Genomic DNA, 12,812 nt, shown 5'->3' with positions numbered 1-12,812 from the left:
CTGGCCATTCCTACAATGGAGATGGAATACAAGCATCCCGGTAGAGTTTGAGTGTCCCCAGTGATTCCCCATATCCTCCGGTAGATGGCAACATAGCTTGAGAAATCACAGCAAAAACGGCGAGGAAATGCATGGTTTGGGTGTCTCTGGTGCTTCTGGGCTTGATCCTCTATCTCTTGGTTCAGCGCGGTGCGGCCCGGATGAGTCGGACTCCGGCCTGGTTACTATGGCTGGTTTTGATGATCCCGGCCTTTTTTATCGTGGCCTGGATGGTGGTGAAGGGGCAACAGGCCATTCCTTCCCTGCTGCTGATTACGGTGTTTATTTTTAGTTCGTTTCTCTATTGGGTCTTATTACGCCGCAATTTACCCGCCGCCCCCCAGCCAGAAATTACTGAACCCCAGGCCGAGGCAGAACCAGTTCAAAACCTCCTTAACCGCTCCGAAGAGGCGCAACTCCAAGGCTGTTTTCCCTGGTCGCTCTATTATCTACAGCAAATTGAATATCGTCCCCAGGCCGTGATATGTCGGGGGCAGATGCGGGGCCAGGCCGAGAAGGTTTACAGCACTATTCAAGACAATATTGCCCTCCAGTTTGGGGATCGGTTTTTAGTCACGTTTCAAATGGGGGGAAGTGATAAACCCTTCTTTGCCCTGATTCCCAAGCAACGGATTCCCAGCCCCGGCCAGTTAACCCGCCCTCTCCTCAGTGGAGCTTTATTGGTTTTAACCCTACTGACAACAACCTTAGCCGGAACGGCCCTGGCCCAACCAAATCTAACGGCGGCCATGGTTCTGCGTTCTCCCCAACTTTTACTCTCGGGACTGCCCTATGCTTTGGCCTTACTGGGAATTTTGGGAGTTCATGAAAGTGGGCATTACTTTATGGCGAAGTACTACCAAATCCAGGCCACGCTGCCCTACTTTATTCCGATTCCCTTTGGCCTGGGGACGTTGGGGGCTTTTATCCAAATTCGCTCTCCCATCCCCCACCGCCGGGCCTTATTTGATGTCGGGATTGCGGGGCCATTGGCAGGCTTAATTGTCACATTACCGATTTTGGTTTGGGGCCTGGGACAATCGCAATTGGTGGAACTCGCTCAAGACAGTAGCAATCGGTTGAGTATTGAGGCCCTGAATCCAAGGATTTCCATTTTGTTGGCCTTGATTTGCCGCTTAGTTTGGGGAGCCGATTTAACCACACTTTCGGGGATTCACTTACATCCGGTGGCGATTGCGGGAGCCTTGGGCCTGGTAGTAACGGCTTTGAATTTGATGCCCGTGGGTCAGTTGGATGGGGGACATATTGTTCATGCCATGTATGGGCATCGGGCCGGGGCGATTATTGGGCAAATTACCCGGCTTTTGGTTTTAGTTTTGTCCTTTGTGCAGCCTTGGCTGTTCTTTTGGGCGATTATTCTGTTTCTGATGCCGGCCTTTGATGAACCTGCGGTTAATGATGTGACGGAGCTTAATTCTTGGCGGGATGGCCTGGGCCTAGTTGCGCTGGGCTTGTTGATTTTAATTATCTTTCCAGTTCCCGAACCCCTGGCTGGCCTACTTTTGAGTACAAACCCAACGCCATAGGGGATGACTGCTGCCCTGTAAGCGAATTTGCCAGACCCGCCGTTCTAGGCGTTTTTGCCAGGCCTGGGAGCGGCCCCAAAGAATATTCCGACTCTGCCACATCAAGACAGCCAAGGTCATCCCCAAGCACAAGCCCAGGCCAATGGCAGCACCCCGATTAAAGGCTAAGGCATAGCGAACTGCGACCCAAGTAAAATGCTCAAATAAAAGAATAATATCGTCTCGAAGCAACCACAGACTATACCCCCCCACCACAATCCACAACACAATTACCAGCGTCCATCGCCACCAGAGGGTCAGTTCATGGAGTCGTTCTACCGCGGCCTGGAATTCGGGGGTGAGTAAATCGGGTTCAGATGGGGACATAGAGCAGGGGGTCGGGATCGGCTTGCATATCTTGATTGTAGGTATCTAAGCAGGCCCAAACATGGCTTAAAAGAGCTTCCAGGCCAACTCCAGTCGCGGCGGAAATCGTCAAGATAGTTAAGGAATCCGGAAACTGGGCCTGGATGGTCTCTAGGTCTTCTGGTAAAAGGGCATCAACTTTATTCAGGGCAACAATTTGTGGCCGGTCTCCTAACCCATGGCCATAGGCGGTTAACTCGGCCTGGATCGTTTCATAGGCCCCTAGGGGATCATCCCCGGTGGCATCTAGCAGATGAATCAAGACCTTTGTCCGTTCAATGTGGCGTAAAAACTCATGGCCCAGGCCGGCCCCCAAATGGGCCCCCGCAATCAGACCAGGAATATCGGCAAAGACAGTACCATCCCCATTGGGCCGCCGGACTACCCCTAAATTGGGAATCAGAGTTGTAAAGGGATAATCGGCAATTTTCGGCCGGGCGGCGGAGAGGGTGGCAATGAGGGTGGACTTTCCGGCATTGGGCTGACCAATAATTCCCACCTCGGCCAAGAGCTTCAACTCCAAGCGCAAAAATCGTTCTTCCCCAGGCAGTCCGGGTAGGGCATAATCGGGGGCCCGTTTGCTGTTACTCAAGAAATGCTTATTCCCCAGGCCCCCCTTTCCCCCTTTGGCGACTAATAACTGCTGGCCTGGTTCGACTAAATCCCCCAAGAGTTCCCCCGTCTGAGCATCTAAAACCACTGTCCCACAGGGAACCTGAATCACCCGATCTGCCCCACTTGCGCCAGTCATATTGCTCGGCCCGCCCCGTTTGCCGTCTTCACCCTTGAAAATGCGGGCATATTGAAAATCTAAAAGGGTTTGTAAATGGGTGACGGCCTCTAACATTACCGACCCCCCATGGCCGCCATTCCCCCCGGCTGGGCCCCCGGCTGGCACATATTTTTCGCGGCGAAAGGCAACAATTCCATCTCCCCCTTTGCCGGCCCGGACTTCAATTTCGGCTTGATCAATAAATTGCATGGTTAACGCTCATGGTCAGTCAAAACATTACTCAATCGGGCAGAATGGTTGATCTCTAGTCCCAGGCCCCTTGCTACCATAGGGCGAGCATCACGGTAAAACAGTAGGCAAATAGAGTGGATTTCTATCCTAACAAGGCAAGTGTGCATCCGGTTGACGGGACTGGAGGTTGGCGCATTCGCGGTCATGAGTTTATCTGGGGCCGGAAAACCTATGTGATGGGGATTTTGAATGTTACGCCGGATAGTTTTAGTGATGGGGGCGAGTTTGCCAGTATTGCCGCGGCGGTGAACCAAGCCCAAACATTAGCAACTGCGGGGGTGGACATTTTAGACGTGGGGGGCCAATCTACCCGGCCTGGGGCTGAGGAAATTTCCCGAGAATCCGAACTGGAACGAGTTATTCCGGTGATTAACGCCATCCGCCAAGAATTAAACACGCCAATTTCCATTGACACCACCCGTGCTGAAGTGGCCCAGGCCGCCCTCAATGCCGGAGCCGATCTGATCAATGATGTGTCCGGGGGCAAGGATGATCCCCAAATCTTGGAGGTTGCGGCCCGCTCAAATGTGCCTATTGTCCTCATGCACCGCCGCGGCACCCCCCAAACCATGCAAACCCTCACCGACTATGGGGATTTAATAGGGGAACTATTAGCCTTCTTTCAAGCCCAAATCACCACCGCGATGAATCTCGGCATTCCCCGGCATCACATCGTGATTGATCCAGGGATCGGCTTTGCCAAAACAACGACTCAAAATATCCGCCTCTTGCAAAACCTCCGACAATTTCAAACCCTCGGCTGCCCCATTCTGATTGGCACTTCTCGAAAACGGTTTATTGGCGAAATTCTCAACCAGCCCAATCCGAAAGCCCGCATTTGGGGAACGGCCGCCACCTGTTGCTATGCCATTGCCCAAGGGGTAGATCTGGTGCGTGTCCATGATGGCCTGGAAATGGTGCAAACCTGTCGGATGGCTGATAGGCTTTGGCGGCAATCATCATGAACCATAAAAGACTATAAAACAATGACGAATCAAGAACTTAATCTCAACTCGTCATTGTCATGATCAGGCATTGGCCTATAGCTTCAGTCAATCCTTGTGGGTTTAATACCGCCGCGGAGGAGTGAGGATCTGTTGTTGCATTTGGGGGTTAATGGCCTGGCCTGGGGAGTAGATATACCCGTTAGTGGCGTTTTGGGAATCATCCATCACTTTTGGTGTTACCATCACCACCAACTCCCGCCGATCACGGGTACTCGATTCTTGCCGGAACAAACGTCCCAGGATCGGAAGATCACCTAAGATGGGAATTTTCGTTACGGTTGAACGATCCTGATCCTGAATAATCCCTGCCAGAACCAGAGTTTGCCCATCCCGTAGGCGAATCCGCCCCGACTCCATCCGCCGTTGGGATAATAAGGTTCCAGTCGAAGGCAGAGAAACACCTGGAAAGACCACTGAGTAAGTTCCACTGGGGGCACTCACTTCCGGCGACAATTGCATCGTGATGAAGCCATTGTCATCAATTTGGTCAATGGTGACATTGAAAATCACCCCGGCCTGGCGAATAATCGGCGTGATACTGGTTGCCGCCACCGCCGCCCCACTGCCTGTCCCGGTTGTGGAAGCCGTTGAGGTAATCCCTGAAAACACCTCTTGGGTCAGGTTCACCTGGGCCGCACTCCCTTCTTGAATCACCAGAGTTGGGTTAGTGAGGATAGTTGCATTCCCGGTCTGCACCTGAGTGATGATATTGGCAAAGAAGTTACTCACGGTTTGGCCAACGGGCAGACCTGGGATGGCAATGGGGGGAAAGATAATCGCCGTTGTATTTTCCCGATCCGGTGGGATGACAACTGGGGGGCTTTGACCAGGGGGTTGAGTCCCGCTGCTGATGCTTAAGCCATTGGGATCGAAGATCGCTGCCGTCAAGCTATCGCCAAAATTGGTTTGAATATTGCTGTTAAACACTCGTCCCTTGAGGAGGTTCACATCCACAAACTTAACGTTCACCATGGCTTGTCGCTTGCGAACATCCAATTGGGAAATGATACTCATGGCCATTTCCACCTTCCGGGGAGTGCCAATCAAGGTGACAGAGTTTGTGCGGGCATCAGCAATTACGGACAGACCAGCCAATAGGGTACTTTGAAACTGGGAACCTTGTGGGCTTGTTGCACCTTGGTTTGCCCCATAGGATTGCAATAGTTCGAGGGCCCCGAGTTGATTGATGTTATCGGTAATCTGAGTTTGGCGGTTAATGGAGGTTTGGACAGGGGTCGAAGTTCCAGCGGTTGTGCCCGTGCTAGCGGATCCAGCAATTGCGCCGACACTCCCGCCGGTATTGGCCTGGGAGGTGAGGGTTTGTACCGTCTGGGTTTGAATCGTGGCTCGCATTTGGTTTAAGCGAATCGTGCGAACAATTCGGTTTTGAGCCTCAGGGGGAAGTTGAGAGCCAACAAAAATCGTCCGACCTTGGCGATTGGCTTGCAGGCCAGCGACCCGAATCACATAGTTAAAGACATCCTGAACCGATTCATTTTCAATATCCAAGGAGATGGTTTGTGGCCCAGCCCCCGGCCCGCCACTGTCCTCTGAGTAGGCAATGTTGGCTCCCGCTGCCCGAGCTAAAAGACCTAATACTTCTCGCACTGGGGCCTCGCGCAAGAGGAGGCGAGGAATTCGTTCAGATGTTCCCAAATCAATCGTATCGGGGTCTGAGAGGACTGGGGCAATGACAATATCTCCCACGGGTGGAGCTACGGCTCGGGGTTGGAAAGGAGGCACGGGATTGGGTCCGGGGAATGTGTTGGCTGGCTGTCCTGAAATAGGAGGCGTGGCTGGCCCGGCTGGTTGTTTCGCGGTGATGAAGTTGAGGAGTAGCCCAGAGCCATCGGGTTTGCGCACAACTTGAGAGCTAGGGGCCGAAGCAACACCGTTGACCGTAATTCGAATTGTTTTGGGATCAAGCTGAGCAACTTCTAAGGAGGTAATGCCAGGGGCCGGGTTATCTTGGCGGAAGGCTCCTCCTTGGGGTAAGCGGAGTTGACTATTGGAAATATCGGCAATGGAGGTGTTACCCCGATTAACTGTAAAGACAGGGGGCCGCAAATTCCCTTGCACATTAAAGACCACTTGAATCCCATTGGGGGTGCTATTCAACTTAATCCCGGTAATTTCCGTATCTGCGCCAAAGGCCGCGGGTTGGGCTAAAGGCAACAGGAGGCTGGCAGTCAGACAACTGACCCCGATTCGGTGTAACGCTTGAGACTGGTTCACAACTCTACTCCTCACAAAACTTGGCAAAACTCAGAACAATTAAAGAAGGACAGATTTTTTAGATCACAGATTGGTCTTCGCAGGGGGTGGGTATCAGGGTCTTGATAATGACTTAGGTACCCTCCGGTTTAGGTTGGCCATCTTTTTGCCCTTCCCCTTCTGGCTTGGGTTCCGGGGGGGGATTGGCCGCCGCCAATTCCTCTGGGGTGAGGGGGACATAGGCAATCATATTAAAGGTTGACTTAACCAGGCCAGGCTTGGTCGGAATGGCCTCAACCGTTAATCCCCGCACGACTAAGAAATTTTGCTGGCTGTCAATGCTTTGCATCACCTTAATCGTCTGTTCATAGGAGCCTTCCATGATCACGTTCGTGACTTGCTGCTTAATCTTGTTGTTCAGTTCAGGCCCAAGGGAGCCATCGGCAACAACTGCAGGGGGCTGAGGCTCATACTTATCTAGGCGGGCCTGGCTAGCAGTAATAATCTGATTCAAGTCTAGGAGGAGTGTATCCAAGGCTTTTTGATCCGCAAAGAGGGTTCGTACCTGTTGGTTATTGACCTTGGCCTGGTCTAGGTCGGCGACCACTTTATTAAGTTGCTTGAGGGTTTCCTCCCGCTGCTTCAGGTCATCCTCTTGTTGGGAGAGTTCGAGTTGTAGGGCGGTCGCTTCTTCCAATTTTGGAGCCACGAGGATTGAGCCAAGGTAAGCGGCCACCAATAAACCACCAACTGCAATTAGGATCCCTGTAACAATCGGCGTGAAAGTAACCCCAAATACGGTGGGATAAGACGGGGGCGGGCTGTCTTGAATGGGGGAGCCAAAATCTCCAGTTAGGGTCATTGTGTTACCACTCCTCGTTCTTTCAAAAATTTAATGCGAGAGGCTAAACCGGATGCCCCGTTCTGTTCAAGGGCCTGGAGTAACTCACTGGCAGGGACATCACTCACTGTGGTTTTAATTTGAAACTTGATGAAGTTGCTCTCTCGATTGGCAGAAACAAGCCGAGTGGAGTTCGGGACTAGGAATGGTGACTTTTGTTGTAACAGCAACACAAAATCATTCACATCAGGAAAAGACTCGGCCTGGCCATCAAGCGTTAAATCCGATGTCATTGGCGGGGGGGGAGGCGGGGGGGGAGTTTCACCTTCCTTTGCAGGGGGTGGGGCTGGAGGTGGGGGTGGAGCCGCCTGAGTAATCTGGGTAATCTGTAGCCCTTTGGGAGTATTACCAGCTAAATCCCGCAGGAGGGCTGACCAGGGCTTGACCTGATTGAAGATAGTTGTTAGGGCTTTAGTTTCCGCCGTGATGTTTGTAACCTCAGTTTTTAATTCTCCGAGTTCCGCCAACTTGGGGGCAACTTCTCCAAGGCGGGCTTCCACTTCAGCCTTCTTGGCTTGGAGTTGGCTTGTCCAGTAGGTGGCTCCAGCAGCTCCCAAAACAACTAGGCCAATGAAAACAGCCGCCGCAACTCCACCAATAATAATTGGGGTATTGTCAGTGCCTCCCCCAACAGTGCCAGAGTCAACTTCGCCGCCAAATTCTGGTCGGTCTCTCAGTAAGTTAATGTCAATTACATACATAAGTCGCTCATCTCCTGCTTAGAATACGCCGCGCAAACCCAGGCCAATGACCGTTCCCAGGCCTGGGCGTTTATCTGGGGAAAGTTCATCACTCACCTGGAGTGAGAGGTTGGCAATCGGATCCATGAGGAGGGTGACATAGTTCAACTTTTCATTAAAAAACTCATCAATTTGACCAATTCCTGCCCCAACTCCCGCCAAGAGAAGTTGCGAAATTTCTAATGTTTCACCTTGATTTAAGTAGAAATCAATCGAACGGCGGATTTCATCGGATAAATCCCCCAACACTCGTAAGATTGCCGCCGAACTTGGGTTAGCTGGAACACCATCCATTTGTCCCACGGGAACCGATAAACTACTCAGCAGATCCACCCCCATTGCTGGAGGTAAATTCATGGCTCGACTAATCGCCTCTTGCATCCGGGCTGTGCCAATAGGAACTTTACGATTAAATTGGGGAATCCCGTCCTTAACAATGCTAATTTCTGTACCGTCGTAGCCAATATCCACAATCGCCACGGCTTCCCCAACTAATTGCTGGAGTTGTTCTCGCATCGTCCGCATCAGAGCAAAGCTGGACACTTCTAACGTTGTCAGTTGCACACCGGCCTGGATAAACGTACTGGCAATAGTATCGGTGACAGAGCGCAACGTCCCCACCAGCAAAACTTCCACCCGCTCAATCCCATCATCATCCAGGCTGCTGCCCAACTTCTGATAATCAACATCCGCTTCTTCTCGGGGAAAGGGCAGATAAAGGGGGGCTTCTTGGTAGAGGACCATTTCCCGCAGCTCGGCATTGCTTAACTCCGCCGGGAGACGAATCAAGCGAATCACCGCATCTCCCATGGGAATGGCACTAATGGCATTTTTAGCCTTGATCTTTTTTTCTTCGAGACCTTGACGAATCGCTTCTGCCACCGCCGCTGTGTCCATGATCCGCCCTTCTTCGATGGCACCTTCGTTGAGGGGAACAGAGACAAAGGAACTTAACTTAATTCCCTGCCGTCCCTGCTCTAAAAGGGCGATATTGACTCGCTCCGGGGTAAGTTCTATGCCCAGGCCTTGTTTTGGTTTGGTAAATAAACTAGCAATCACAACTGCACCTAAATTCCCATATAGGCCGAAAAATTGGACGATAATGAACAATCCAATCAGAAACAAACGAAGAGGAGCAAACCGTCAACTACCAATGCTTTAGGGCCAATTCTCAGGACTTATGCAGAACTGAGTGAATCGGATGTGCCACCTCAAAGAAACACAAAATACTGTCAAGCCCTAAGCGAATCCCGACCCTAACCATAGCTGGAGGGTAACAGAACTTTAATATCTGGCCAGACAGTTTCCTGAATGTCACAAAAATGATTTCCATCAAGGGGGATAAAGGCACAAATTGGCAAGGGCCGGCTACTATAGCGTTACGCAGACTGTTCTGAGGGAATAGAAATGTCAAAAAGACTGCCCATTAAGCATTTTCTGACTGGTCTCCCTCTCACCCTTCATCGTTTCACCCCACACTCTTCATCTTAAGTGGATTGATTGCAGGCCTGGGATTTATGACTGTAGATCAGGAGTTCTGAAGCAAAACCGCAAGACATCTGCTCTAAACCGACAAGATAAAAGTCATCATTTGTTGTAGGTTTGTGTGCTCTTGATAACGACTTTTGCAACCTGAGGGAGGTAGAAATTCTAGGCCGAAGGACGGCTAAACCAAGGGGATAAGAGGGCAATCACCAAGCCCAGGCCAAGGAAACAAACATAGGGAAACAGCACCAAGGCCAAGGTATGTCCAGATTGTCCCGCCGGAATGCCAATGGCCCGAAATTGAAAAAAGCCAATTAACAACCAAATGCCCAAAATCAGCCCAAATAGGGTTGCCAAGGCGGTAATCGCCAGACATGACTTCCAGGCCAAGCGTTGATGTTCTAATTCCCGATATAGAAATATAACCGCTGCTCCGGCCGGAAAGCCCACAATCGCCATAGTCACTGTTAACACCGGTTCAACCCATAACCCCAACACCATCAGGACAATGGCGATGCCTGAACTCCCCGCTCCTAGCCCAAACCAATTGACCCGACTACGCTGAGCGACAAAGTATTGGGTCACTAGGGCCACCAAGACTAAAGCCATGATCCAAGGTAGCCAAAACTGATTGAGGGCCGACAATAAAATACTAATAGGCAGAAAAATAGTCTCTAACATTTGTGCCAGGCCTGGCGGTATGATCCCCCCGGAGTTGTTGAGGGAGTCACCAGACTGAATCACCGCTCTTGGGACTGTACTACTCAACCGCCCGATAGACAGAGGTGTAAATACCGCCGCTATCATAGCCATCAAAATTAAATATAACCCCAGTGAGCAAAGGGGTAAACGCTGACGGGCCTGGTGCCAAGCCATGATCAAAACATTGGAGATTCGATACATCGCCACATCCCTGGATTCACAGATCGCCAAACAGATCCCTCAAAAGACCGGGTAGTCCCCCTGCTCAAGAGACACACTGAATTGCGACCATCATTGACTCCAAGCTATAGGAGCCTCAGACAAGGGATGTTAATCAGGGGTTAATACCGGGCTTAATTGTTGATCTTCTCAATGGTACTAATGCCGTTATAAATCTGTAGGGCCTGGACTAAACGATTGACGGAACTAGCGTCTTTCGACTGGGTAGAAATCCTGCGAGTCGCTTCTGTGGGTTTTCCTTCCAGGCCTGGGGCAACCGGTGTGACTCCCAATTGCAGCAACTTAGCCGTGAGTTGATGGACATCTGTGGGCGCGGCTGGCTGGGGCTGATTGCGATTAGTTTTATTGGCTTTAGCCTTAGCCTGGGTTTTAGGGCTGGCCTGGGGGATAGCGGGTTGAAGGTAGCTAATTTGCTCAGGTAGGTAGTAAATCGGCTGCAAAAGTTCTAGGGGTACTGGGGAAAACCCTTGGGTATCGGGGGGTTGGGCTTGCCAATGTTGAACTAAAGCCGCCCGATCTAAGAAACCCAGTAATTTAGCCCAGCACTGACACCGATCTAACTCTACCGCCACAGCCAAGTCGGCTTGTAAAACCCCTAAGAACGTTGGACAATGAATCTCAAAACTGCTTTGACCGACCTCTAGGGGATAGAAGGCTAACTGCACTCCCTCCACATTCAAATCGGCCAGATTGATCAGTTCTAAAACCTCTGGTTGTTCACACCAAGTTGTGGTTAACGATAACTCCCGTTCTAAGCCACCGTTGACGGCCTGGGCATCCTCTTCCCACCAGGCCATAAAACTATACATGGCCAACAGGTAGGGTAAGGCCGCTTTTTGGCGATGGGGGCTACAGGCTTGCAAAACGGATTGGGCCGCATCCCAGGCCTGCCGACCGATGGGAACTACAGGGGCAAACATAGAACTCATAAATAGTATCATCCGTACAAGTGAATAGCTTCGGCCAAGTTTGAAATTAGGCTAAATAATAAATGCCATTGCGTAAGCACCATTCTTCTAGCCGCGCCTCAATTTGGTCATCAATCTGCTTTGCCGTAAACACGCCACGGGCATAGTCTGGATGAATATCCCGTCGCGCTTGCCGTCGTTGATGGGGGCTGGATATGGTTTGGGTATCGTACCATCGCCTCATCCATTCTGGGGTTTGTTGATCTTTGAAGAACCTACGGTAAAGCCAGAGACGATATTCACGGCCGAGACAACGGGAAATAGTCGGTTGGCTGACAAAGAGTTCGGCCGCAATTTCGGCCTGGGTACGCCGTTTTTCACACCAATCTCGCACCCAGATGGGTGTTTGCTGATCATTGAGAAAGTCCACCATGCAATCTACCCCCTGATTCCCTAAATTGGGCAGAGTGCGGGCATCGGGGTAATTATCAATCCATTCTTGGTTACTGTCGGTGGAGGTAATGTTCAGGGAGCGAGTTGACTGAACATAACGCCCTAAAATCCGCCGGACTTGCTGATGAATTTCACGGGTATATTCAATTGTCCAGCCTAAGAGTTGGGCAATTTGTTGGCGCAAACGGGTTGTCGAAGTCCGAATCCGGGGGTCAGTAATTTCTGATTGGACAATCTTAATCAGTTGGCAACAAGCGGCCAAATCTAACTCCTCTTGCACCGCTGCCCCAGCCGCGGCATAACGCTGTTCAAACATCGGTAACGCCCGGCTTTCATAAAACAGCAGTTCATCGGCTTCCCGTTTGAGGAGCTTCCGTTTTTCATCGGCCAGTTTATTATTAACAACCGTTCTCACCCAGGCCTCGAAGGTGGGGCGGCCGTGGCCTGTGGCACTAAACGCCTTCAGGGGGTCAAAGGACTTCATCGCTTCCCAAAGCCAACCGGGGAGATTACTTTGGCAAAGTTCCGGATCTGGGGCTGCCTTACAGACACTCCGCAGTAAATCCCGATAGTCACGCTTAAATTCATCGCTGAATAAAACCACCGAACCCAGTTGTTGACGCAGGGCTTGGATAAAAATGGCTAAGAAACATTCAGCTTCCGTTAAGGTCGGTGGGGTAGCCCGTTGGGCCAGGGTAGGGCGGCTAAAGGAGAGAACGAGTTGCTTGAGGGGGACGTTATAATGACCTCGGTTGAGACGATCATAGTCTTCTTGGATAACCGTCATCGGGATTTGGCTGAGGCGTTGGACGGTTTGAACCAGGGCCTGGTGTTGGAGTTGGCTACTGCTCCCCGATAAACAACTGGCAAATAACTGGGCATAGGCCTCAATTAACCGTTGCAGATAGCCGCCGCGCAAAATCCCGTCTTCCTGGGGAAGGGGCTGCTCCAAAATAGTTTTCAAACAACGAATCAATTCCGTTTGGGCTGGGGTAATCCGACTTGAGCGCGAGCCATTATCACCTGGACGTTGAGGGCGCGCCGCTGCAAACAGGGCCGGTAAGCGCTCCACTTGTTCGCCCAGAGAGAGGGGAGGATTGGGGTTGGGACTACGGGGGGGAGCACTCACAGTGGCACAAAGTTGGTA

11 protein-coding genes are annotated in these 12,812 nt (G+C 51.4%); 2 read left to right on the top strand and 9 right to left on the bottom strand.

Features of this window, described 5'->3' with window-relative positions:
* Window positions 1–131: 131 nt before the first annotated feature.
* On the top strand, window positions 132–1,586 hold the full coding sequence (locus RIF25_RS14835) for a site-2 protease family protein (protein ID WP_322879300.1): 1,455 nt from the start codon (window positions 132–134) through the stop codon (window positions 1,584–1,586).
* Here RIF25_RS14835 and RIF25_RS14830 read toward each other — a convergent pair.
* On the bottom strand, window positions 1,557–1,952 hold the full coding sequence (locus RIF25_RS14830) for a hypothetical protein (protein ID WP_322879299.1): 396 nt from the start codon (window positions 1,950–1,952) through the stop codon (window positions 1,557–1,559). The genes RIF25_RS14835 and RIF25_RS14830 overlap by 30 nt on opposite strands.
* On the bottom strand, window positions 1,939–2,973 hold the full coding sequence (obgE, locus tag RIF25_RS14825; protein WP_322879298.1) for a GTPase ObgE: 1,035 nt from the start codon (window positions 2,971–2,973) through the stop codon (window positions 1,939–1,941). Before obgE ends, RIF25_RS14830 begins: the two co-directional genes overlap by 14 nt.
* A gap of 218 nt (window positions 2,974–3,191) precedes the next feature.
* On the opposite strand from obgE, the gene folP reads away from it, so the two are divergent.
* On the top strand, window positions 3,192–3,980 hold the full coding sequence (gene folP, locus RIF25_RS14820) for a dihydropteroate synthase (RefSeq protein ID WP_407682443.1): 789 nt from the start codon (window positions 3,192–3,194) through the stop codon (window positions 3,978–3,980).
* 102 nt (window positions 3,981–4,082) lie between these two features.
* On the opposite strand, the gene RIF25_RS14815 is transcribed toward folP, so the two are convergent.
* The 7 genes from RIF25_RS14815 to RIF25_RS14785 all read right to left on the bottom strand — a co-directional run bounded on the left by RIF25_RS14815 (window position 4,083) and on the right by RIF25_RS14785 (window position 12,794).
* On the bottom strand, window positions 4,083–6,257 hold the full coding sequence (locus tag RIF25_RS14815) for an AMIN domain-containing protein (protein WP_322879296.1): 2,175 nt from the start codon (window positions 6,255–6,257) through the stop codon (window positions 4,083–4,085).
* A 112-nt stretch (window positions 6,258–6,369) separates the two neighbouring features.
* Window positions 6,370–7,098, bottom strand: coding sequence for a pilus assembly protein PilO (locus tag RIF25_RS14810; RefSeq protein ID WP_322879295.1), 729 nt, complete (start codon window positions 7,096–7,098; stop codon window positions 6,370–6,372).
* Entirely contained in the window at window positions 7,095–7,838 is a 744-nt protein-coding gene (locus RIF25_RS14805) for a PilN domain-containing protein (RefSeq protein ID WP_322879294.1), read from the bottom strand. Before RIF25_RS14805 ends, RIF25_RS14810 begins: the two co-directional genes overlap by 4 nt.
* Before the next feature lie 18 nt (window positions 7,839–7,856).
* Entirely contained in the window at window positions 7,857–8,936 is a 1,080-nt protein-coding gene (pilM, locus tag RIF25_RS14800) for a type IV pilus assembly protein PilM (protein WP_322879293.1), read from the bottom strand.
* A 591-nt stretch (window positions 8,937–9,527) separates the two neighbouring features.
* Window positions 9,528–10,265: a hypothetical protein gene (locus RIF25_RS14795; RefSeq protein ID WP_322879292.1), complete on the bottom strand. Its 738-nt coding sequence runs from the start codon at window positions 10,263–10,265 to the stop codon at window positions 9,528–9,530.
* Between the two features lie 152 nt (window positions 10,266–10,417).
* Window positions 10,418–11,233 carry a hypothetical protein gene (locus RIF25_RS14790; RefSeq protein WP_322879291.1) on the bottom strand — a complete coding sequence of 272 codons (816 nt, stop codon included), beginning with the start codon at window positions 11,231–11,233 and terminating at the stop codon, window positions 10,418–10,420.
* 46 nt (window positions 11,234–11,279) lie between these two features.
* The gene (locus RIF25_RS14785; protein WP_322879290.1) at window positions 11,280–12,794 is read right to left on the bottom strand and encodes a hypothetical protein; all 1,515 of its coding nucleotides are present in this window, start codon (window positions 12,792–12,794) and stop codon (window positions 11,280–11,282) included.
* Window positions 12,795–12,812: the final 18 nt, after the last annotated feature.

Source organism: Pseudocalidococcus azoricus BACA0444, assembly GCF_031729055.1.
GTDB classification, from domain to species: domain Bacteria; phylum Cyanobacteriota; class Cyanobacteriia; order Thermosynechococcales; family Thermosynechococcaceae; genus Pseudocalidococcus; species Pseudocalidococcus azoricus.
The sequence above is the reverse complement of the archived record's forward strand: the minus strand, read 5'-3'. Positions and strand labels throughout refer to the sequence as shown.